The organism is Paenibacillus sp. MZ03-122A (assembly GCF_024213325.1).
In the GTDB taxonomy this organism is placed as follows: domain Bacteria; phylum Bacillota; class Bacilli; order Paenibacillales; family Paenibacillaceae; genus Paenibacillus; species Paenibacillus polymyxa_B.
The window spans coordinates 410,454-434,139 of the sequence record NZ_JANAVI010000005.1 but is presented as its reverse complement, the minus strand read 5'-3'; the positions used below and the strand labels follow the sequence as shown (position 1 = coordinate 434,139).

21 protein-coding genes and 1 riboswitch are annotated in these 23,686 nt (G+C 48.6%); of the genes, 4 read left to right on the top strand and 17 right to left on the bottom strand.

Annotation, left to right across the window (positions count from 1 at the left end; translation table 11 throughout):
- Positions 1 to 180 precede the first annotated feature (180 nt).
- From NLX74_RS14135 to NLX74_RS14095, 9 genes are all read right to left on the bottom strand, one after another.
- Positions 181 to 1,473, bottom strand: coding sequence for an ABC transporter substrate-binding protein (locus tag NLX74_RS14135; protein ID WP_254329098.1), 1,293 nt, complete (start codon positions 1,471 to 1,473; stop codon positions 181 to 183).
- A gap of 174 nt (positions 1,474 to 1,647) precedes the next feature.
- The gene (locus tag NLX74_RS14130; protein WP_254329097.1) at positions 1,648 to 3,207 is read right to left on the bottom strand and encodes a response regulator transcription factor; all 1,560 of its coding nucleotides are present in this window, start codon (positions 3,205 to 3,207) and stop codon (positions 1,648 to 1,650) included.
- Positions 3,185 to 4,915 (bottom strand): sensor histidine kinase, encoded by a 1,731-nt coding sequence (locus NLX74_RS14125; RefSeq protein WP_254329121.1) that lies wholly within the window; start codon positions 4,913 to 4,915, stop codon positions 3,185 to 3,187. Before NLX74_RS14125 ends, NLX74_RS14130 begins: the two co-directional genes overlap by 23 nt.
- 166 nt (positions 4,916 to 5,081) lie before the next feature.
- Positions 5,082 to 5,324 carry a hypothetical protein gene (locus NLX74_RS14120; protein ID WP_029515768.1) on the bottom strand — a complete coding sequence of 81 codons (243 nt, stop codon included), beginning with the start codon at positions 5,322 to 5,324 and terminating at the stop codon, positions 5,082 to 5,084.
- Positions 5,325 to 5,361: 37 nt separating this feature from the next.
- Complete coding sequence (locus NLX74_RS14115) at positions 5,362 to 6,228, bottom strand: inositol monophosphatase family protein (protein ID WP_250259425.1); 867 nt, start codon at positions 6,226 to 6,228, stop codon at positions 5,362 to 5,364.
- Positions 6,229 to 6,402: 174 nt separating this feature from the next.
- Positions 6,403 to 7,404 (bottom strand): UV DNA damage repair endonuclease UvsE, encoded by a 1,002-nt coding sequence (gene uvsE, locus NLX74_RS14110; RefSeq protein WP_254329096.1) that lies wholly within the window; start codon positions 7,402 to 7,404, stop codon positions 6,403 to 6,405.
- 138 nt (positions 7,405 to 7,542) lie between these two features.
- A complete protein-coding gene (locus tag NLX74_RS14105; RefSeq protein ID WP_007428793.1) occupies positions 7,543 to 7,866 on the bottom strand; it encodes a hypothetical protein in 324 nt (107 codons plus the stop codon).
- 101 nt (positions 7,867 to 7,967) lie between these two features.
- Entirely contained in the window at positions 7,968 to 9,056 is a 1,089-nt protein-coding gene (locus NLX74_RS14100) for a D-alanine--D-alanine ligase (protein WP_039270664.1), read from the bottom strand.
- 73 nt (positions 9,057 to 9,129) lie between these two features.
- A complete protein-coding gene (locus tag NLX74_RS14095; protein ID WP_023987006.1) occupies positions 9,130 to 10,125 on the bottom strand; it encodes an amidase domain-containing protein in 996 nt (331 codons plus the stop codon).
- A gap of 419 nt (positions 10,126 to 10,544) precedes the next feature.
- Between NLX74_RS14095 and acnA the strand changes: the two genes are divergently transcribed.
- Positions 10,545 to 13,256, top strand: coding sequence for an aconitate hydratase AcnA (acnA, locus tag NLX74_RS14090; RefSeq protein ID WP_254329095.1), 2,712 nt, complete (start codon positions 10,545 to 10,547; stop codon positions 13,254 to 13,256).
- 73 nt (positions 13,257 to 13,329) lie between these two features.
- Here acnA and NLX74_RS14085 read toward each other — a convergent pair whose 3' ends face one another.
- The 3 genes from NLX74_RS14085 to NLX74_RS14075 form a co-directional block, all read right to left on the bottom strand.
- A complete protein-coding gene (locus NLX74_RS14085) occupies positions 13,330 to 13,677 on the bottom strand; it encodes a DUF1648 domain-containing protein (RefSeq protein WP_302058588.1) in 348 nt (115 codons plus the stop codon).
- 44 nt (positions 13,678 to 13,721) lie between these two features.
- Positions 13,722 to 13,922, bottom strand: coding sequence for an SdpI family protein (locus NLX74_RS14080; RefSeq protein ID WP_302058607.1), 201 nt, complete (start codon positions 13,920 to 13,922; stop codon positions 13,722 to 13,724).
- Positions 13,923 to 14,119: 197 nt separating this feature from the next.
- A complete protein-coding gene (locus tag NLX74_RS14075; RefSeq protein ID WP_023987004.1) occupies positions 14,120 to 14,956 on the bottom strand; it encodes a YitT family protein in 837 nt (278 codons plus the stop codon).
- 508 nt (positions 14,957 to 15,464) lie between these two features.
- On the opposite strand from NLX74_RS14075, the gene NLX74_RS14070 reads away from it, so the two are divergent.
- Positions 15,465 to 15,617: a hypothetical protein gene (locus NLX74_RS14070; protein WP_010348453.1), complete on the top strand. Its 153-nt coding sequence runs from the start codon at positions 15,465 to 15,467 to the stop codon at positions 15,615 to 15,617.
- Between the two features lie 124 nt (positions 15,618 to 15,741).
- On the opposite strand, the gene thiC is transcribed toward NLX74_RS14070, so the two are convergent.
- Both thiC and NLX74_RS14060 read right to left on the bottom strand, forming a co-directional pair.
- Entirely contained in the window at positions 15,742 to 17,541 is a 1,800-nt protein-coding gene (thiC, locus tag NLX74_RS14065) for a phosphomethylpyrimidine synthase ThiC (RefSeq protein ID WP_254329094.1), read from the bottom strand.
- A gap of 185 nt (positions 17,542 to 17,726) precedes the next feature.
- Positions 17,727 to 17,839, bottom strand: a riboswitch (TPP riboswitch).
- Positions 17,840 to 17,994: 155 nt separating this feature from the next.
- A complete protein-coding gene (locus NLX74_RS14060) occupies positions 17,995 to 18,738 on the bottom strand; it encodes an IclR family transcriptional regulator (RefSeq protein ID WP_061831535.1) in 744 nt (247 codons plus the stop codon).
- A 298-nt stretch (positions 18,739 to 19,036) separates the two neighbouring features.
- Between NLX74_RS14060 and NLX74_RS14055 the strand changes: the two genes are divergently transcribed.
- Together NLX74_RS14055 and NLX74_RS14050 are read left to right on the top strand one after the other, a co-directional pair.
- The gene (locus NLX74_RS14055; RefSeq protein ID WP_235307240.1) at positions 19,037 to 20,074 is read left to right on the top strand and encodes an alpha/beta hydrolase; all 1,038 of its coding nucleotides are present in this window, start codon (positions 19,037 to 19,039) and stop codon (positions 20,072 to 20,074) included.
- 257 nt (positions 20,075 to 20,331) lie between these two features.
- Positions 20,332 to 21,711, top strand: a complete 1,380-nt coding sequence (locus NLX74_RS14050; protein ID WP_235307239.1) for a Fe-Mn family superoxide dismutase — start codon at positions 20,332 to 20,334, stop codon at positions 21,709 to 21,711.
- Between the two features lie 12 nt (positions 21,712 to 21,723).
- Here NLX74_RS14050 and NLX74_RS14045 read toward each other — a convergent pair whose 3' ends face one another.
- The 3 genes from NLX74_RS14045 to NLX74_RS14035 form a co-directional block, all read right to left on the bottom strand.
- A complete protein-coding gene (locus tag NLX74_RS14045; RefSeq protein ID WP_254329093.1) occupies positions 21,724 to 22,569 on the bottom strand; it encodes a lipoate--protein ligase family protein in 846 nt (281 codons plus the stop codon).
- Positions 22,570 to 22,733: 164 nt separating this feature from the next.
- Positions 22,734 to 23,327, bottom strand: a complete 594-nt coding sequence (gene folE, locus NLX74_RS14040) for a GTP cyclohydrolase I FolE (protein ID WP_013308743.1) — start codon at positions 23,325 to 23,327, stop codon at positions 22,734 to 22,736.
- A gap of 54 nt (positions 23,328 to 23,381) precedes the next feature.
- Entirely contained in the window at positions 23,382 to 23,636 is a 255-nt protein-coding gene (locus NLX74_RS14035) for a YneF family protein (RefSeq protein ID WP_013308742.1), read from the bottom strand.
- Positions 23,637 to 23,686: the final 50 nt, after the last annotated feature.

Genomic DNA, 23,686 nt, shown 5'->3' with positions numbered 1-23,686 from the left:
CGTTGTTATACGAATATTATTGTGACGTCTGCAAAGGGTGCTTATGCAGTTGGTTCGTCGAATCAACCGTGCGCAATCATGCTTTGGACTACGCACGGTTAACTTAACGAAACGTTCCTTCGATTTTGTCGTTCTTATGCTAAAACGATGTCAGATATCCTAAAGGTCTCATTGCGCTCATTATTGCTTGTTATTCGCAAGGATAGTATTCGCATCAGCCCGGAATTTGGCCGCTGCGTCTTCAGCCGTCATCTGTCCGAAATTGACCTGCTCAATATAATCGGTCAGAGTCGCAATCACTTCCGGCGATCCGACTGGTGGCGGCGGGCTCATTGGAGAAGCCTTCGGCTCCATGGAAGCTACAAATTCAAACACCTGCTTCGTAGGCTCGCTTAACTCTGGCGCAACATCCTCCTTGATTTTGGAGGAAATTGGCACGCCCCGTTCGCCTTTAATCAATTTATTCGCTTCTACATCATTCATCCAGAAATCAATAAACTTTGCGGCCTCATCCTTTACCTGTGAACGGGAAGCAACCGTCCAGTACATCGTAGGCTGCATGTATACGCCTTTTTCCATATTCGGCCCAAACATTGGAGCCAGTGCCATTGGGCGGTTAACAACCTGCTGCAAGCCCACATACTGATTGGACCACTGCCAAATACCGATGCCTGTTCCTTTTACGATATCGGATTCCTCAAGAATCCCCTTGGTCTGGTTCATGATTTCAGGAGGTGGGGTCGCTCCCTTCTTAATCAGATCAGCCAATCCGCTGAAGAAGTCAACAAACAGCTTATCATCGTCATACCCCAATCCTGTTCCTTCCGCATTGTAGAGAGTCTTTCCTTGCGTACGCAAATAGTAGTGGAAGAAAATATCAGCCGCCATCGAGCTGTCAAAGTATACTTTATTGGAACCCGCTTTTAAAGCCAGTTCTTTGTATTGATCCCATGTCCAGTTGTCAGGAATTTTGTCTATGCCTGCTTTTTTGAGCAGCGCCGGGTCATACTGGAAACCCAGAACATTGACACCGGTTGGGATACCATATTGCTTACCAGCAATTACGCCTGTTTTAAGTACATTTTCGGTCACATCAGCGACCTGAATTTTTTGATTCAAGTAAGGCGCGAGATCCTCCAATTGACCATTTTTCGCATATTGGCTAATGTACGAAATGTCCATTTGCACGATATCTGGCAGCTGATTAGCCGCAGCCTGCGGGGCGAGCTTTTTCCAATAGTCATCAAAAGAGGCATATTCCACATCAATCGTTACATTAGGATTTTTCTGCTTATACAAATCAACGACCTTCTGCGTGTATTCATGACGCGTATCCGATCCCCACCAAGCGATCCGTAATTTTACTTTCCCGTCTGCACTTGTGCCCGAATTGCTGCCGCCGTCCGCTCCGCTACATGCCGTCGTCAAAACGAGCAGCATAGCTATGATCAGAAACCATCCCTTTTTGCCCACCTATCTCTCCCCTTTTCGCTGTTCTAGAAAGGAGCCAAATCACGAGTGACAACGCATTTCCGCAATTTTGATAGCGTTTACATTAGCTCCTGTTGTTATTTTCCCAAAAGCAGAGAAACATTGGAATACACAAATCAGGTTTCCTGGGTTTAAAAAACAGTGGGGGCCATCAGCTCATCCCCGTTCATGTGACTTAATATACTCGGAAGGCGTCATACCCGCCCATTTTTTGAACACCTGGCTAAAATATTGCGCGTTCCCACCGAAGCCGAACCATTCCGCCAGTTCAAATACCTTCACGTCTCCTGTCTCTCGAATATGCTCAGCCGCACGTTCGATCCGATAACGATTGACGTAGTGTGAAAAGTTTTCCCCTGTCACTTTTTTGAAAATTTTTCCTAAGTAGTCGGAATTCATATACAGCATTTGACCTGCCACTCCGTTCAGCGACAGATCGGATTTTCTGTAGTTTTGCTCAATAATAGTGATCATTTTATCAACGGTGGAAGATTGGCGATACACATTACTTTTATAATAGATTGCGGTCATTCGTTCGGCAGCTTCCTGTACAAAAGATTTGAGACATGCCAGCGTTTTTTGCTCTGCCAGCACCACCATTCGGCTCGTAAATGCCGCACGCTCTTCTTCAGGGCATATACGGATCATAGCGGCATAGAGCTGAAGCACATAGGAGCGGGTCACGGAGATTTCCAGCTTCATCCGGGACAAAATACCGAACAACCGATCCACTTCCTGTGCAACCTCCACCGTATTTCCAGCCTTGATCAGCAGACCGAACTTCTCCTCGTCCAGCTCCAAATCTGCCATCTCCCGGGTATCCTCAGCCGCTAAATCCTCCTTCGTAATCAAACTGCCCTCCCCGGTGTAAAAACGGTGATTCATACAATGCAGTGTCTCCCGGTACATCCCCCGTGAATGCTGCATACTATCCGACTCACTAACTGCGATTGTTACCTCCAGCTTGTAAAAGCGATGAAATGTCGCACGTACCGCTTCAATCTGTTTCATAAACCGTGACGTGTCATCCTCACTTTCCAGCACGATGAGCAATTGCCCCTGCATGGTCGTACTGAGCAAGACATCATCCATCAAATCTGCCGCTATATTTTGCAATGCAAACAAATGCTCCGGCTCATGGGATTCCTCCACCCGCAGCAGCAGCATTCGAACCTGCTTATCTTGCAATTCAATTCCGAATAACCGCTCATAAAATGCGATATCACGGCTACCGTAAGTTTTATAGGAAATAAACTCCTTCAAAAAGTGTTCCTTCACATGAGGCAGCATACGCTGAAAATCCAGCTTCATCCGGTTTACAAACTGCTTGCGTTCTCCCTGTTCCTCCCGCTCCTGCCCCAACTCGGTTAGAGCCTCATGAATTTGCCGCTCATTGCATGGCTTCAACAAGTAGTGCTTCACCCCGTATTGCATAGCCCGACAGGCATAATCAAAATCTTTGTAACCAGACAACAGAATGAAACGGACGTCTGGAAAATGCTCCGTCGTTTTGGCAACCAGTCCGATACCGTCCAATCCAGGCATAGAGATGTCGCTAATCACAAAATCAGGCGGGCTCGCCTGAATCTGATCATAAGCCTCAATCCCGTTACGTGCCGTACCAACCAATCTCGTTCCCGCTTTCCCCCAATCAACCACCTGTGATATGCCTTCCAAAATCATACGCTCATCATCAACCAGTAGCACCTTGTACACGACCCTGATCCCCTTTCACATATGGAATACAGACATGAATCGACGTTCCTGTTCCTGACTCGCTATGCAGTTCTATCCCCCAAGGTGTACCAAATGTCAGGTTAATCCGTTCCTCAATATTCGTAAGTCCAATGCCCTGCCCACGAGTCATGACCTGCCCGCTCCGCAGCTTTTCCAAGAAATCCGGCGTCATTCCCGGTCCGTCATCTTCAACTCGCAGAAATAGAGCCCCCTCGCTTTCTATCGCAATAATAGCAATCCGACAAGGTTCAATTCGCGGCTCCAGCGCATAATGAATGGCATTCTCCACCAAGGGCTGAAGCGTTAGCTTCGGAATTTGTGCATCCATCAGTTCTTCCGGGACATCCAGATGGAAGACGAGACGTTCATCAAAACGTGTTTTTTGAATCGTTACGTAGCTCCTTACAATATCCAGTTCTTTTCGAAGCGGAATCAGCTGCTCTTCAAAACTGACGGCACTACGCAATAGAAAAGCAAGTGCTTCCACCATCTCTGAAATCCGATCCTGCTTATTGGCCTTGGCGAGCCAGTTCACGGATTCCAGCGTGTTGTATAAAAAGTGTGGATTAATCTGTGCCTGTAATGCCTTTAGCTCTGTTTCCCGCAGTAATAGCTGCTTGGCAACATTCTCATTAATGAGCTCACGAATGCGGCGAATCATTTTCTTATATGTCCGATGTAACAAGCCTACCTCATCCTGTGTGGAAAGGGGGACCGCGCCAAGTGCTTCTTCTTCCAAACGGTCGAGATCGCCTTTTTCTATTTTACGCATGTTCTGGATTAATTGAACAATCGGTTTGGTAATGCTCCCTGACAACCTAGCCCCCAGTGCCAATGCGATAAGAAGCATAATTACAAAAATAGCGCTTACAACTTCTTTAATGATCGTAATACTGCGAAACATATCATCGAAGGGGGTCATATGCAAATACGTCCACCCCGTATAAGAGGACTTGATTTGAGCAGCGAAAAAGGTTCCTCCTGAGTAGGTCGCAATCCCGTAAGGCTGCTTTCGGCCAAGCTCCGCCTGGATATCACTCTCACTCAAAAGTGGTGTTTCGGGATAAATCATCCGTCTTCCATCTGTAATCATCAGTTGTCCGTCACGGCCGGAGGTCTGCACACGATCCGCTACAATCCGGTCAATTCGCACACGAATCGCAAGCGTTCCGAGCCCATTCAGTGTAAAATTGGAATCGGTAAAGGATTTGAACTGCCGAGCGGCCAGCAAGGAGGAATGGCCTGCCACATACCATGCATTGGAACCGTCATGTTCGTCTGCCAGCTCCGACAGGGTGGATCGAAGCTCCTGGGGAATACCTTCGCGGTTGCCCGCGCTCATGACCTGTCCCTCTTTATCGATTACTATCATAGAATAGACATAGGTCTCAGAGCCGGCAAAGGCGACGAGCCTATTCGTTATTTTTTTACGAAGCACCATTTTGGTATAAGGTGACGTTTCCTTTTCCAATTGCAGCAAATAACGTTGAAGCTGCTCGTCCGTTGTTACCTTGAAAGTAACTTTTTCCACATCCTTCAGCTCATTTTCTATGCCGATTGAAGAAATATTGAGTACTTCGGATGTTTTTTTGTACATTTGATTATCATAAATATGAAATACGTACTTAAGTATGACTGCAACAACTGCAAAATTAACCAGCATAAGCACCGTAATCAGCAGTACCATTTTATGATGGATTCCAGCATTTTTGTAAGCGCTCTTAAAGTAGGTAATCAGTGAATGTCGCCTCCTTCGCTCATCCTGCCCGGTCCAGCCCAAAATGGAGAAAACTCTATATATCATACAAAATACCCCATGCCTTGGTCATTCGGCAAGAGGTATTTGTATTTGCTTAGCGTTGATCGGTTGGTTTCGATTTGTCCGCCTTGCTCATATATTCGTCGTATCGGTCATCAAGTTCCCGTGCCATACTCCGGTATTTACGTGTCTCCTCAACAATGGGATCGATATGAGTCTGAACCCGCACCTCATATTTAGGACTGAGTCTTTCCCGCTTCTGGGCCTCATTCTCACGAATTTCGCCTTCCGTCAGCAGTTCACTGAGCTGGCGTTCCAATTCTTCGGATTGGCTCATCGCGATTTCCTCCTTCATGATGATGTTCTACGTAGAATTATAATCCGGTTGCGTCTGCTTCTTTCAGCACTTGAATAAGTTGAGAATGAATAGCTGTATTCGTCGCTGCAATATGCCGTACACTCAGGTCATAAGGTCTGCCCAATGTATCGGTAATGGTGCCGCCTGATTCCTGCACCAGCAAAGCGCCCGCTGCCACATCCCACGCATTCAAACCAATTTCGCAATAGGCCGACAGCCGTCCTGATGCTACATAAGCCAGATGCAATGCTGCCGAGCCCATCGCCCGAATGCCGCGTACCTGAGGTGTAAGAACCTGCGTAATTTTCATATTTAGCGGTTGTGCATACGTACGATCCGGCGGGAAGCCGACGCACACCAGACTATCTCCCAGTGTTTCTTCTCTCGATGCTTGCATGCGATTGCCATGTACATAAGCGCCTTTTCCTTTTTCCGCTACAAACATTTCATCACGGGACGGATCATAAATAACCCCGACAATCACCTCTCCACGATGGGCCAAGGCAATTGACACACTGTAATACGGCAGACTGTGTACAAAATTGGTAGTCCCATCTACCGGGTCAATAATCCATAGATATTCCTCTTCACGGGCAGCCTCTAATGCGCGGGCCGAAGCTTCGGCTCCCGGCTCTACACCCTCTTCACCCAAAATAGCATGATCGGGAAAATGGGTCAGAATCAGTCTGCGAATCATCTGCTCTGCCCCTTTATCTACCTCGGTCACTAGATCCGTAGGAGACTGTTTGGTATTCAAATGTTCAACAGTTCCCAGCCTGCTTTTAATCCATTCCCCGGCTTTGGATGCCGCGTTAATAGCCACGGCAGTATAGCTTTTTCCTGATACGATATAGGGAACCTTTTCGTTTTCATTTTCGTTCAACGTGTTCACTCTACTTTCTATATCATTGTTACGTGGTTTACGAAGCTGCTCTACAACACAGTCTCTTAACCATCTCTGTTTCAGTACAAGTTTGCTAGTTTACACATTCTAGTATACACAATAATCTGCATAAAGTTTCTCTAAATGGGAGCTTTATCCGCAAAATGCTACTTTCTAAGGCATAATTTCTACGGAAGCTCCATCCAGCACTTTAACCCCATTAGCTTCCTGAAGGCGCAGTTCATTCATCAACCCGAATAACGCTTCATCCTTAAGTTTGGCTTCAAGCATGACATCAATCCGATCCGTATATCCGGCAATATTGCGCAAAAAGGTAAGCAAGGGCTCCACTAGAACACCGTCCGCATGGCCCCGAGGATCTTTTTCACTTTTGGGGCTGGACGCATGGATTTTGGGCGGCAATGGATGATCCACAGAAGATCCGGCTTGGGCCAATTCCCCTGTCCAGGTATCCAAAATATCCGGCCATAGCTCCCACGGCTTTTCCCCCTCATTATTCACCCATTGATGATGAATATCGAGAACCATCGGTAACCCCGTCAATTTGCAAGCCTCCAGCGTTTCCACCGCATTGAACGTTTTATCATCATTTTCCAGCGTTAACCGTTCTCTTAACGAAAGATCCAGAGCACTAACCTGCTCTACAAAACGCTGGCCTGAGGTCACCTTATCTCCGTATGCACCACCAATATGAATGTTGTTCTTGGCTTCGGCACCGAGTCCCATGGCCTCCAGCATCGCTTTGTGGTACTTCAGATCATTAATGGAGCTCTGCAACACCTCAGGACGGGGAGTGCTTAACACTGTAAAATGATCGGGGTGAAACGATACCCTCATCTTATTCGCCCTGACATAGTTCCCAACCTCTGCAAAGTCAGCAGCAAGCGCCTGAAAAGGGTCCCAATCTCGCAGATCCTGATGGGTCGCGAGCGGAATCAGCTTGGATGAGAAACGATAGACCTGGATATCACTCGCGCGATTATGGCGCAGCAGCCTCAAAGTATTATGGAGATTTTCGGCTGCTATCCGTTCTAGCTTGCGGATTGCAGCTTCTCGGTCTCCAATCTTGTTAAAGCTGCTCAATGTCATTGTTTTAGAGGGGGATGCATTTTGAACGTTAACCGACATGGCTACATAACCGAACCTTACGATCATAGGGTGTCTTCCTTTCAGCAGTCGCAGTAGATGGTAAGGTCGCTTTCGTTCAGTGACCTAAAACCCTTTTCTACTGATCATACCCGGAAAAGCACCTGCTGATTCGGTGTTATCGCACAAATTGCAAGAAGAAAACAGCTAGGATTGCTGCTGTGCTCCAAAAAACATTTCATCCGCCAATGCGGTCTGAATTCTTGATTCCTCTTCATTCAGCTTACGAATGAGGATCATTTCAACTTCGGTCACTTCATCGCCCTGGAAATTAATTTCGGCGATACAGCCCACAATCTGCACGATGGCTACTGCCACGTTGTCCACGCTGTAAGCGATGACCTTCTGGCCTGTCGGAAACACGCGCAGCCCGGATTTAACCATTTTGCCACGTCCGTATTCCAGCAGTTCGTAAAGTTCTTGCTCGCTCTTGAATTTGCACACGGAGTTAAATTCAGTTTGAAAGCCCATGTGTAACCGCCACCTTTCATCATTAAGGGTTTAGTGTAGTGCTCAAAGATATGCCATATATATGAACAAAAAGGAGAGTGATCAGCTCCCCTTTGTTTCGTTTATGAGTTCTCGTAGTGCAGTGCCGACCTGCGCTCATAACGCTCCAATGCAAGAGCAATCATGCGATCCAGCAGACTTGCATAGGATACGCCAGTTTCTCTCCACAGCAATGGATACATACTGAACGGTGTAAAGCCAGGCATCGTATTCACTTCATTAATAAGGATATGTCCGTCCGAGCGTCTGACGAAGAAATCGGCACGGGAAATCCCGCAGCCTTCCAGAGCACGGAATGCTTGCAATGCGGCTTCACGAATACGATCTGCCACTTCCTCATCCAACGGTGCCGGAATAAGCATTTCCGATTGGCCATCCGTATATTTGGCAGCGTAATCGTAATAATCACTCGACGATACAATTTCACCCGGTACCGAGGCAATCGGCTCATCATTGCCAAGTACGCTGACCTCAATCTCACGGGCATCGACGTACTCCTCGACAATCACCTTTAGGTCAAATTGCAAAGCCAGATCTACAGCCTTTTCCAGCTCTTCTCGGTTACTGGCTTTGGAAATACCGACACTTGATCCCAGATTAGCCGGTTTGACAAAGCAAGGATAACCTAGCTCGGTTTCCATGTTACGTACCAGATCATGACTGGTTTGGGCCCACTGTGTACTATTAAAATAACAGTATTTCACTTGCGGCAATCCTGCATGCTCAAACAGCTTCTTCATGACGCCTTTATCCATACCTGCTGCCGAAGCCAGCACTCCCGCACCGACATAAGGCATATCCGCCATTTCGAACAGACCCTGAATCGTTCCGTCCTCGCCAAAGGTGCCGTGCAGCAACGGAAACAGTACATCCAGCGTCTGCTCTCCGTACAGCTTGCCGAACAATGTATCTAATGCCGCCTTGGTGCCGCCCTCTGCGCGTTCCAGCTTCAATTGCTCTACAGAAGCCAGAGGAGCGCTTAATAGCGCCCCTCTACGCCAATCGCCAGCCTTCGTAATATAAAAAGGAATGATCTCGTATTTCTCATAGTTAAAAGCGTTCATTACCGCATACGCCGTTTGCAGCGAAACCTCATGTTCGCCCGATTTGCCACCGTACACTAGCCCTACGGTCAATTTTTGATTTGCCATGCCTATCCTCCGCTTTCCTGCTTTCGTCATTGTGACTGATTTGCATCACTGTACCTGTTATCCATCATCTCATTTAAAAATAGTCGGCGATGTGATAAAAGCGATATACCGTGTTGTCCGTCCACGCATACGAATTTTTATAGTCCCAATAACGATGTCTGGAGCTTACCGTATGTGCATTGACTAGCGGCATGCCGCCCGCATCAAAGGCCGTGACCACCGTGCTGTGCTGGAAGGTTCCGTCACCATCCCAATCGTAAAAAATGACGTCCCCCAACATGAGCTGCTCTGGGCGACTCACCTGCTCAGCGGTCAACCCCCATGAGCTGGAGCCCAAATACCGCTCCAGACTGTTGGAAACTGCCCAACTGTAGCTCCACAGTTCACGTCCGGCAACCCGTCCTTTATACCACCAGCCCGATTCTCTTTTACCAGTATAGTGGATCGGTGCTCCCCCTGCAAAGAGGCATTGCGAGATATAATTGGTGCAATCCACATCAAAACCTTCAAACTCCGGATTGAAGCTATCCCACCACTGATCTGCATAGGCCGCTGCTTCTTCGCGGCGATATCGGCTGGGACGTGCTGATGAGCCAAAGCCCAGCACACCGCGATTCAGCAGCGGCAGATTTCCTCCTTGATTAAACGAAGCCTGTTCAAAAGGAACCTCTCCCCCCGCTGGCTTCCTTTCTGCCGGATCGCGCTCAATTCTCGCTACCTGCCAGGCTTCACCCTCGCGTGTGAATGTCAGACGCTCCCGTTCGATCCGATCCTCCCGGTGAGTCATCCCACCCTTCTCATAAAAGAGTCGGACATGCAGTTGTACATCTACCACAGCCTCATCCGGGGTATCCTGCACCATTCGTAGGGGCTTGGCGCGTGTCTCGCTGCGTAGGGGAACAGCATCCCGTTCGTTGTACCACTGCTCCAATCTGGCCGCACGTGCTGCTCGTTCCATCCGCTGACCCACCTCCAGATACTCATCCGGCTGCGGTACACCATTCACTTCACTGCGATTGTATTGATTCACGTAAGCAAAAAGGGCCTGTTTCCATTCCCGCTCCCCCATCCCAATCCCTCCATATTCGTCCCGCTATCCTTTTCCGGGGATAACCGGAATGATGAATAACTTCCTTTCTTGCCTCTCTGGTCTGAAATGCTCTCTATCTATAAGTATGAATCTCTAAAGCTTGGTATGAACATCGAAACGCGAGGGAGCGGGCGTTTTATTTTCCAATCTGCAACGCATCATTTAGGCCAAAAAAACTTTACGGAACCGTCTGAAAACGGTATACTTAATCCAAAAGCAATCATTTTGAAATCATGTTTCATCTAATGAAACAAATTACATTCATCTCAACCTCTAACACGTTATGAACCACTGAAGATGTAATTGAGAACGCAACCAATTTAAACCAACTGTGCAAGACGTCGAAAAAACGACATCCCTATTTTCCCACAAGCATCCACTTCAAGGAGGTAATACTTATGTCAGGAAAAGATCAATTCTCCATCGCCCGTAGTCTGGAAGTTAACGGGAAGCCTTACCGCTACTACAGCCTTAAGGCACTGGAGGAACAAGGAAAAAGTGGTATCGCCAAGCTGCCTTTCTCCATTAAAGTATTGCTGGAAGCCGCGGTTCGACAGTTTGACGGTCGCGCCATTACGGAAGAACATGTGCAACAGCTGACAGGCTGGGCTGAGGATCGGGATACCAACAAGGAGATTCCGTTCATTCCTGCACGCATCGTGCTACAGGATTTTACCGGTGTCCCGGTGGTTGTCGATTTGGCAGCTATGCGTGATACGGTGAAAAAAGCAGGCGGGGACCCGAAGCAAATCAATCCGCTCGTTCCCGTCGATCTCGTTATCGATCACTCGGTCATGGTCGATGCTTTTGGTACCAGTGATGCGCTGGATTACAATATTAATGTAGAGTTTGAACGCAACGAGGAGCGGTACCGTTTTCTGCGTTGGGCGCAAACGGCGTTCAACAACTTCCGCGCCGTTCCGCCATCCACCGGTATCGTCCATCAGGTCAATCTGGAGTATCTCGCCTCCGTTGCCGCTACCAAAACCATTGACGGTGAAACGGTCGTCTTTCCAGATTCCCTCGTAGGAACAGACTCCCATACCACGATGATTAACGGGCTGGGTGTTGTAGGCTGGGGTGTCGGCGGGATTGAAGCAGAAGCGGGCATGCTGGGGCAGCCGCTGTATTTTGTCACTCCCGATGTGATCGGCTTCAAACTGACAGGCAGCCTGTCGGAAGGCTCTACTGCCACCGATCTGGCGCTCACTGTTACGCAAATGCTGCGTAAAAAAGGCGTAGTCGGCAAATTCGTGGAATTTTACGGGCCTGGTCTGGCAAACATCAGCTTGGCTGACCGTGCGACAGTTGCCAACATGGCACCGGAATACGGCGCAACGATTGGCTTCTTCCCGGTCGATGCGGAAACGCTAGCCTACCTGCGCAGCACCGGACGTTCCGATGAGCAAGTAAGCCTCGTAGAGGAGTATTACAAAGCCCAAGGCATGTTCCGCACATCCGATACACCGGACCCTGTGTTCAGCGATACGATTGAGCTTGATCTGGCTTCGGTAGTACCGAGTCTCGCCGGACCCAAACGTCCGCAGGACCGTGTTGAGCTTAGCCGCATGAAAGAAACGTTCGAAGGCATTATCCGTACCCCGGTGGACAAAGGCGGCTATGGACTGAGCGATGAAAAAATCGCACAGAAAATTCCGCTGACCCATCCGGACGGCTCCACCAGCGAGTTGGGTACAGGAGCAGTCGTTATTGCGGCGATCACAAGCTGCACGAATACCTCCAATCCAAGCGTTATGCTCGGTGCGGGCTTGCTGGCCAAAAAAGCAGTACAGCGTGGGCTCAAAAAGCCAGGCTATGTTAAAACAAGCTTGACACCAGGCTCCCTCGTCGTGACGGAATACCTGCAAAAAGCCGGATTAATCGGACCGCTCGAAGCCCTCGGCTTCCATGTAGCCGGTTACGGCTGCGCAACCTGTATTGGTAACTCCGGCCCACTTCCTGACGAAGTGAGTCAAGCCATCACAGACCATGATTTGACGGTTGGCGCAGTTATTTCCGGCAACCGGAACTTTGAAGGCCGTGTGCATGCGCAGGTCAAAGCCAACTATCTCGGCTCACCGCCACTGGTTGTCGCTTATGCGCTGGCAGGCACAGTGAACATTGATTTGGTGAATGATCCTCTCGGTTACGATCAGGACAATCAACCAGTCTACCTGAAAGACATCTGGCCCACTTCCGAGGAAATCAAGGAAGCCATCAGCCTGTCTCTCAGCCCGGATATGTTCCGTCGCAAATACGAAAATGTATTTACTGCCAACGAAAAATGGAACTCCATTCCGGTTCCTGAAGGCGAACTGTATGAATGGGATGAAAACTCAACTTATATTCAAAACCCGCCGTTCTTTGAAGGACTTCAAGATGGCGTACAAGATATCAAGGAAATCCGTAATGCCCGTGTGCTTGCCCTGTTGAATGATTCGGTCACGACGGACCATATCTCACCAGCAGGCAACATTGCCCCATCCAGCCCGGCAGGACTGTATTTGAAGGAGCATGGCGTGGAACGCAAGGACTTCAACTCCTACGGCTCCCGTCGCGGTAACCACGAGATCATGATGCGCGGTACATTCGCCAACATCCGTATCCGCAACAATGTGGCTCCAGGCACCGAGGGCGGCGTGACCAAATACTTGCCAACGGATGAGGAAATGTCCATCTATGATGCATCCATGAAATATCAGGCAGCCGATCAGAACCTGATCGTCATTGCTGGTAAGGAATACGGCACAGGCAGCTCTCGTGACTGGGCGGCCAAAGGTACGCTTCTGCTGGGCGTTAAGGCTGTCATTGCCGAAAGCTTCGAGCGGATTCACCGCAGTAACCTGGTCGGCATGGGTGTACTGCCTCTGCAATTCCAGGAGGGCTATGGCTGGTCCAGCTTGGGTCTCAATGGCCGCGAAACCTTCGACATCCTCAGCATTAACAATGACGTGAAGCCTGGTCAAGAGCTTACAGTGGTGGCTAAACGCGAGGATGGCACAAAGTTCGAATTCCCGGTAATTGCCCGTCTAGACAGCACCGTCGATATCGATTACTACCACAACGGTGGTATTCTGCAAACCGTATTGCGTCAGATGATTCAAGAGTAAAGAGCGTATAAATAACGAAATCCCCTCCAAATGCAGTGGAAACTGCGAATTGAGAGGGGATTTTTTATATGCTTTAAGCTTTTAAAAGGAAACATATGCCGAGAACTGAGAACACTAGGGTTATAAGGAGTGTGAAGAGACCAGGCAGGCTTTCCATGATTACAGAGCCTTCTTCGCTCTTGAACTGACGACTGAGATAGGGTTGAAGCATTAGCATAATTATAAAAGATATGAGACTAATTCCACACAACAACCATACCTCAGGGGAGGATTTGTCAACAAAACGGTCAGCCACATCATTGAAATTGTAGTGGATTGCTACATTCCTAGGCATTCTCGGATACATGAAAAAGTAGATGACTAAAGGCAAAACAGAAATAAGAAAAGACAATACATTAGAAAAATTTAATTTACTTCTCATGGAAATCCCCCTAATATGCTAAATCGATCTGCATTATACAGATATCAGCAGTCTATATTTTTATACCTATGACTTAGAAAGAGAGAAGTAATAAAACTAATCATCGTCGGCAAACAAGATGCGAGCACCATATACACATTAACTTCTTGTCCTAATCCTATAGCGATCCCGATTAAGCCAAAGGCTATCCAAATATAAGCAGAGATACGATGCGTTTTCTTCCAAGCGCTTTCATTCGAAAGCAGCCAAGGAAACTTACGTCATAATTACCCTTATTCTCCATCCCGCCAAACCCTCCATAACAGGAATTGAGTGACTCCTCTTTATTATGCATATTTTCCAATACCAAAAATGGAAGAAACATCACAAAAACAAAAAGCCGATCCTCTCAGGACCGACTTCCAACAATATTCTCCTATAACCTTACCTTCGTGCATACGAGTTACTTCGAAATATCCAGGAAACCCTCTCCGAACACGTCCCGCACGTCATGAATGGTGATGAATGCTGCTGTGTCGATGGCTTTGACTATCTTTTTAAGCGCTGACACCTCTTGTTTACTAATGACGATATACAGCACTTCTTTTGGATTTTTAGTGTAATAGCCGTGGCCTGACAGGACGGTAACTCCACGATCCATTTTCGTAATGACCATCTCGGCAATTTTATCTTGGTGCTCCGAAATGATCATGACTGCTTTTTTCGGGTTCAGTCCTTCGATCATGAAGTCCATCACCTTTGTACCAACGTACAAAATAACGATAGTTAGCATCAATTTTTCCGGACCAATAATAAAATAGGAAGAGAATGCGACAATCAAATCAAAAAACAGCAAGCCATAGCTGATATTCCAATCCAGATACTTGTTGGCGATCCGGGCTAAAATGACCGTTCCTGCCGTTGTGCCACCTACCCGTACGATTAAGCCAATGCCGACCCCCACCAAAACTCCGGCAAATACAGCATTAATCGTCGGTTCATGCGAATCAATCCGCCAGTTGACCGTTAAATGTAAAAACAGCGAGTTAAAAGCGACCGCAATTATAGTGTACAAGGTCGTTCTCTTGTCCAAAAATTTATATCCGACAATCAGCAGCAAGCCATTAATCACCAGATTGACGATCGAGGGAGACCACTGAAACAGGTAGTACAGGATGATCGTGACCCCTGTAACGCCCCCCTCGCCAAATTCATTCGGGATCACAAACAGATTAACAGCTAGCGCGAAAAAAAACGCTCCCAGAATAATAAATGCGATGTCTGCAATACTTTTTTTCATATATGCTCTAATCCTCTCTCTAACATTTCAAAGGATGAATCGCCAGATGGATTGGCTGACTCTTGTTGCCAAAATACGCTGACAACCAGTTCATGGTATCTACTACCAAACATAAAGTCAATACAACTTTGACACTTTAATTCGCCACCAGACTGCCTCAATCCTGACTTGAGGATTCCGCAAAATCCTCCTTTTACAAGGTTATTCGACAAAAAAACACAATCCCGACTACTAAACTAAGAAAACGGGCCTCTAGCCCTTGTTTTAGACCTAGGCACATTTTCCCCTAAAATGACCATCCTCCTAATCCAAATTTTGGACACATATGACCATCTTCCTGTTTTATGTCAAAAGCGTTTTACTTTGAGAAAATGTGGGTATAATGATTGAAACATTACCAAGCAACCTACACGGTATTACGACATCAAGTACATACAAATAGTCCTATACAGACGTCCTAAGCAACTCAATCTGAATTTGACAATATGGAATTGGAGGAATGACCTACATGAATACAATGAACTTAACCGTCCACACCCTGATGCCCTTTCACCACCAATACCAACGTGCCAACGCGGTGAGTATGCAGAAGAAAGAAGATAGCTCGGAGAAGAAGCTCAGCTTTCAGGACATTTTGAATGAAAAAATGGGTAAAAAATAAGGCGCCGTTTATCCGGTTGAATGATCCCACTTTACATAAGAAGCTAAAAAGCCGTAGTTTCCTACATTGACTGTAGAGAACCACGGCTTTTTTAATTCATACGTTCCTAAACTCCACGTTCGTTTTACTGACCGCCATCCCGATACTGCTCTGCCTTCTCACGCATCCCGACAGCTACTGCTTCTTGGGTGTTCAGCCCCTTATCCGCTGCATAGGCGCGAATGTCCTGAGTGATACGCATACTACAAAATTTAGGGCCGCACATCGAGCAAAAATGTGCTTCCTTGGCGCCCTCTGCCGGTAGCGTTTCATCATGGTAGGACAAGGCACGCTCGGGATCAAGCGACAGATTGAACTGATCCCGCCAGCGGAACTCAAAGCGCGCCTTGGACAAAGCATCATCCCGCTGCTGCGCTCGTGGATGCCCCTTCGCCAGATCGGCAGCATGTGCCGCAATTTTGTAGGTAATGACACCCTCGCGGACATCATCCTTATTGGGCAGACCCAAATGCTCCTTAGGCGTAACATAGCACAGCATGGACGTCCCGAACCAACCGATCATCGCCGCCCCGATGGCTGAGGTAATATGATCATATCCGGGGGCAATATCCGTCGTGAGCGGTCCCAAGGTATAGAAAGGAGCTTCCTTACAAATCTCCATTTGTAAATCCACATTCTCTTTGATTTTATGCATAGGGACATGTCCCGGCCCTTCAATCATGACCTGAACATCATGCTTCCATGCGATTTGCGTTAGCTCGCCCAACGTTTCCAGCTCTGCAAACTGTGCTTCATCATTCGCATCATAGATACTACCTGGACGTAGACCATCTCCGAGAGAAAAGGCCACATCATAGGCTTTCATAATTTCGCAAATTTCTTCAAAATGTGTATACAAAAAATTCTCCTGATGGTGCGCAAGGCACCAGGCTGCCATGATTGACCCGCCTCGGGATACAATTCCCGTCATTCTATTCGCCGTCATCGGAATATACCGCAGCAATACACCCGCATGAATTGTAAAATAGTCCACTCCCTGCTCCGCCTGCTCAATCAGCGTATCGCGATACAACTCCCACGTCAGCGCTTCTGCTTCACCGTTCACCTTTTCAAGTGCCTGATACAGCGGCACAGTCCCAATCGGTACAGGAGAATTCCGAATGATCCATTCACGTGTTGTATGGATATTACGGCCTGTGGACAGGTCCATAACCGTATCCGAGCCCCAACGCACCGCCCAAGTCATTTTCTCCACTTCCTCCTCGATGGAGGAGGTAACCGCAGAATTACCAATGTTCGCATTGATCTTCACGTGAAAATGACGCCCAATGACCATTGGCTCACTTTCCGGGTGATTGATATTCGAAGGCAAAATGGCTCGTCCAGCCGCCAATTCCTGCCGTACAAACTCAGGCTCGACCCCTTCGCGGATCGCCGCAAATTCCATTTCGGGCGTAATGATCCCTTGCCGCGCATAATGCATTTGCGTCACTGTACGCCCTTGCGAAGCACGAAGCGGACGATTGGTCACGCCGGGAAATTCCACTGTCTCCCGTTTGGAGCCAGGTTTCAGTCCATTATCCTCCGGCTTGACGGCGCGTCCCTCGTAAGCCTCCACATCGCCCCGTTCCAGTGCCCAAGCTCGCCGTAATGGAGGCAGGCCCTGACGGATATCGACCTGATAGGCTTTGTCGGTCATGGGACCGCTTGTATCATATACACGCAATGGCTCATGATGCTCCGTGCCCTGCGGCGTATGTGTAGGATGAAGAGCAATTTCGCGCTCTGGCACGGCAATGTCCGGCCGCGAGCCTTGAATATATACCTTACGGCTTCCTGGAAAGGGCGTTACCCCACTGGCTTGCTCCCCGTTTGTCTTCTCTACCTCAACTTTTTTTGTTCCTTCTGCTTCTGTCGGCTTCATTGTCCATTCCTCCCGTTTCGATGAAATGACACACCGATCCGGAACCATTCCCAGGGTGGCGCTGATCTATGCAAAAAAGCCGGTTCCCCAGGGAACCGGCTAATCTAACGAGGCAGCTGTCCAGACAGTGCGCATATGGAATATCCATTCCAATGCGCCACTGAAGACAGCAGCCGCGTATACATTTCAATGGCCGATTACTTCCCTACGCTGGTATGATCCAGATCAGGTGCAAAGGGTCCGGAATCTTGCACGATTCCATCTCAGCCCGGCATTACAGGCTCCCCCAGTAACTGTGATACTTCTATTCACATGAGGCGGATATAACAGACATCCGCCTTCCTTACCAGACTACTTCAAATTTATGGCTTTGGCAACCCTTCTAGGTACCCTTTTACCAAGAAGACACTCCCTATCAAATCACTCTGCTTGCTTCAACTGTGTTCATTCTTGTTACGGAAGCATAAGCCCCATTTCCTTCGCCGCTTCGATCAAAATCGGAGCAAAGTCATGTAGCGTCTCGGGTGCAAGTCGACTGACCGGGCCGGATACAGATAAAGCCGCAGTGACCTGTCCCTTCCGGTTCACAATTGGCGCTGCCACAGCAGCAGCCCCTGGCTCCCGTTCTTCATAGCTGGTCGCATAGCCCTTCTCGCGAATGTCCTGCAGCTGGGCTTTATAGACCTCCGGGTCTACTGAGGGCGGCCATTCATCCCCGCTTAGCAGGGCTTCCAGCTCCTGCGGCGGCATAAAGGCCGCCAGCACCTTGCTGGAGGCCCCTACAGCCAGCGGCATACGCGCACCTACAGGCGCGACCCTGCGGATCGCCTGATTGCTCTGCACGGCTTGTATGCGAATACGCATACTGCCGTCCCGTAAGTACAAGCTGACCGTCTCCCCCAGACGGTCACGTAGTCCTTCCATTGCAGGTTGTAACAGCACCGCCGGCTCGTCACTTTGGGACAAATGCGTGGATAGCTCCCAAATGCGGAAGCCAAGTCGATATTTTTCCGTTTCGGCATTCCGAACGACAAAGCCCCGATCCTCCAACGTAGTCAGCAGCCGATGAACCGTGCTTTTATGTAGACCAATTTTGGAGGCAATCTCCGTCAGGCCAAGATCCGAATTTGCGGTAAAACACAGCAGTATATCAAGTGCACGCTCTACAGCGCGAACGGTTAATTTACGGTCTTCCATCGTGAACCGCTCCTCTTGTATCCATATTCGTTTCACACTATGAAACATGGTTACATAAATTATATAGAATAGTCGCGGCTACTGTAAACCGATGTTTTTGTGACAACCATATTACAGAACGAGAACAAACATCGACAATTCTTTGCATCATTTTTACTTTTCCGGTTCAGGCGTTGACTTTGGATAATCCCCATCATACGATAATAGGTATCTATACGGATCTACACTACTATTTTCAAGTGGAATTATACCTATATTCTATGAAACGAAGATCAATTTTATATAAGGAGGCTCTTACATGATTTCGACATCCCAGCGCAACGCTCAGCTACAGACCGCTGTTCAGGAGCCGTCCACCCCACTCTTTAATCCCCGTCTGCTGCGGTTCAAGCACGTTGTGATAGCTCTGCTGCTGTCGGTCGTCTTTTTTCTGTTGTTTTGTTTTATTGCCTTGCATGCTTACATCGCATGGGTACTTACGAATCCCACCGTTGCACCACTGTACTCTAATCCGATGCAGGCCAAAAGCATGCCTTATGAGGAAGTCAGCTTCCCTGCCAAGGATGGTAGCCGCATGGTACAAGGCTGGTATATCCCGGCGGATCAATCGCGGAAAACGATTATTTTCAGCCATGGTTATGGGGCTAACCGCGAAGAAAGCTGGATTCCCATGTATGATCTGGCGCATTATGCCCACAGTTTGAACTTTAATGTGGTCATGTTCGATTATGGATTTGCGTCACAAAACAGCAAAGCAGTCGCAACCGGAGGCAAAGCAGAATCCCAACAGCTCCTCGGAGCAATTCAGCTTGCGAAGCAACGCGGCTCGTCGGAGATTATCGTATGGGGCTTCTCCATGGGGGCAGGAACCGCTCTTCAGGCGGGCTTGCAAACCAAGGATGTGGACGCAATGATTTTGGACAGCACCTTCCTGCTGGAACCGGATACGCTGTACCATAACATTCACAATCAAATTAATCTGCCAAGACATCCGTCTTTGGAAATTCTGGAGTTGCTGTTTCCAATTTTGAACGGCACCAGCTTGCATCAGATTCCATATCAGGAGGTTAAAAAGGAAAACTACCCGTTCCCGATTATGTTTGTGCATGGTACACAGGATGAAAAAGCTCCTTATCCTATTGCGGAAAAGCTCGCTGCCAATCAAACCAACCCGCTTTCCAGTGTATGGATTGTTAAAAACGGGATACATGAGCTTATTTTCAGAGAGCACCCTCGTGAATATTTGCGACGGGTATCGACGTTTCTAAGCAGTGTACAGGAGCTGGAGGACAAGAAAACCACCGCTGATGCCCACAAACAAACGAATACGAAGTAAAAAATTATTTTTCGAAGAACTATATTCTATTCTTCCCCTTGAAGAAGCCTGTCTATGGACACTTAACCCGTGCCGTAGCTGGGCTTCTTTTTCGTGTTCCATGGGTATTCATTGTTTTAGTAACAGATGTGACCGGATTAAGGGAGTTCATAGACATATTTCCGATGAGACAGTGAATATACTGGGTACGTATGCGTCCAGGGCAGATCTGCCAGATCGGCCGGATAGCCATAGTGGGATACGGGAGGTAAAAAACGATGCTGAGTACTTATGGGTCTTTCCTGCCCTTACGTGTGCTGGAGGAAATTCGGCATTGGAAGCAGCAGGAAAGTTGGCATGTGGAAGTGATTAAATCCGCTACCGAGGGACTAGAGCCTACTTATGTACGGCTGCTGGATGATTGGCGGACTGTATTCGAACAGACGGAACGCACCGCCATAGAGCTGCTTGAAGAGCAACGGAGCGCACTCGATCCGGCAGATCAGGCGTGGCATCAGGAGTGGAAACAGATGTCGGCTGCTCCACAAGCACATACACACGAATTCACTGAACATTCAAAACAGTCAAGAGGATTAGACGCATCATCATCTGTAAAGATGCCATTGTCAGAGTCAGCCTCAAACTCTCAGCTTGACTCACAAGAATTAAATCGTCGATTAGACGATTTGCTGCAAACCGCAAACCGTCAGTCACAGGAGTATGTACGACAGCTCGGGCTGCTAAGCGAGCACAGTCATGCATTGCGTCAGCAACCAAAATCCGCCGGAGTTGTATTACACGCGGCACATGAAAGCCAATATTTCCTGATCTCGACAACCCCCTTTCAGGAACCTGGCTCCATCGCAAGGGCTGCTAGGTTGTATCATGTAGCTACAGAGGGTGAGAATTACCCAGAGGAAGCGTTTCGAGAACGGCAGGCAGGCATAAGGGGAGAAGGCGCATGGACGACTAAAGGCGTCAAGTCCAGCCAGGCGCAACCTTCGGCAACGGAAAAAACCTCAATCGGCCGGTCGGTTCCTATTGGGGGACATCGGCTACCGCCGCTCCCTTACCCCTATAATGCGCTTGAACCGTATATTGATGAGAAAACAATGCGTATTCACCATAACAAGCATCATTTGAGCTATGTGAATGACCTGAATAAAGCGGAAAAGAAACTGGAAGAAGCCCGAAAAACAGGTGATTTTGACCTCGTAAAACATTGGGAACGGGAACTGGCATTCAACGGCGCAGGCCATTATCTGCATACTCTTTTTTGGACGATCATGAGTCCTCAAGGTGGTGGAAACCCAAGCGGCCCGCTGGCTGAACAGATTAAAAAGGATTTTGGCAGCTACGAGGCATTCAAAAAGCAATTCAGTTCAGCAGCCGAAAAGGTCGAGGGTGGCGGCTGGGCTATCCTGGTATGGAGTCCACGCGCGGGACGACTTGAAATTTTGCAGGCCGAAAAGCACCAGAATCTGACTCAATGGGAGTCCATTCCGCTGCTGGCGCTAGATGTATGGGAACATGCATATTACTTAAAGCATCAGGCCGAACGCAACAAATACATTGAAGATTGGTGGCATGTCGTTAACTGGCCAGAGGTTGCAGAGCGCTATACCCAAGCCTCCAAACTGAGATGGCAACCCTTCTAAGCTAAAGAAAAACTACACCTGCAAATCGTATCGCTCTCTGAGTGCTGCCATTTGTTCGGTCAATCCTTCCGGTTGTACCAGCCAGCCAGCGACAGGTAAAACGGCTGTCCGGCTCTCAACGACACGGCGCAGAGATGCCGTGTACGCCTCAACAGACGGCACTCCAGCCAGCTCTGCCAGGCTACCCATCGTTGCTGGATTCACCCGGGGGTAATCCTGCTGCTGCACGCCTGCCGACGTGTCCCCGGCTGCCTCTGTGTAGAACTGCTGCACCGCCTGTGCACGCTCTACACCACTGCCCTCAATCATCACGAAGGCTGTGATGATATACGCCTTGGCTTGGCGCCGCTGTGCAATGCCGCAAAACTTGCGGCCTCGGACGCTGACATCGTAATCCCCGGGACAGAAGGACCCGGGGATTTCTCCGGTCTGCGCCTCGCCAGACCACGGAACCAGCGCATCGGCAATTAGCGCTGCCATGAGCCGGAAATCCTCATGCAGGCTGATGGCCCGCTGTGGATTCGGCAGGATCAAGGACAGGTTCAGCACCCCCCTGTCCAGCATGACGGCTGCTCCACCCGAGGGGCGTACGCATACCGAGGTTCCCGCGCTGCGCACTCGCTCCATCGCCTGCGGGGCGTAGGGAAGCCTGCGGTCCCGGTGACCGATCACAAGCGCTGACGGATGCCGCCAAAGATGCAAAATGGGTGCAGCTCCTTTCCCTACTTGCCGACAGGCCAGCTCCTCCCAAGCCAGCGGAGACAAAACGTCCTCCTGAGTGGCCGCGAGTGGCGCTTCAAACCACTGCAACTCAGGCAAAGCTGTTGTTTTTTCTGTTGATCTATGTACATTCTCCATACGTTATCCCCTATCTATAAAAATAACTGTTATCCATAGGCAAATCGTAATTTTAAGGCGGCTATCCCGTCGTCTCTATTTCTGATGTTAACAAAAAAAGGTGGCTACGCCTATGCGTAAACCACCCTTTTTTGTTCATCACATAAACGTCTTGCGATGTTCGATCAATCCTTGAGCAGCGACAGAAATTCTGCGCGCTGCGCTGCATCATCACGAAACGTACCGCGTACCGCAGATGTTACCGTTTTGCTACCAGGCTTTTTGACACCTCTTGCACACATGCACAGGTGCTCGCCTTCCACGACCACCATAACCCCGTGAGCGGAGACCGCTTCATTTAAAATATCAGCGATCTGTGATGTAATACGCTCCTGTACCTGCAATCGGCGGGTCACTGCCTCTACCAGGCGTGCAAGCTTGCTCAGTCCTACAATTTTGCCGCTGGGTACATAGCCGATATGCACTTTTCCGAAGAAAGGAGCCATATGGTGCTCACACTGGCTGTAATAAACGATGTCCTTCACGATGACAAGCTCCTCGTGATTCTCGTCAAATGTCACACCCAGCGCATCCCGGGGATCAACCTCATAACCCGCAAATATTTCCTCATACATGCGCGCAACGCGTGCCGGTGTTTCCAACAACCCTTCACGCTTGGGGTCCTCACCGATCAGTTGTAAAATCTGCTCCACATGGTACTCGATTTTATCCCGGTTATCCGCAGCTTTGCGGTTAATATAATCTTTTACGCCAGCCACAGTAATCCTCCTCTATGCAGCAACCTCATGCGGCATCCGTGCTCACGTTGCTCATTATTTCCGACGGCCCTGATTTTTACGCGGACCAGGCTGATTTTTGGAGAACTGTTGGTTCTTCATCATCTGCTGGGCTTTTTGCATTTGTTTCCCATTCAGGTTGTAACCCATCTGTTTGGCCATTTTTTGCAGCGTTTCAGGGTCGTTTTGCATCTTTTCAAGCTGTTTACGAAGATAATAAGCACCGATGAAAAATCCCCCAACCAAACCAGCAATCAGGGTAATAATCGGAATGACAATATTCCACACCACGAAGTCGTCACCTCTGTATATTTATATGAAACATCTTGAATTGCACGAAC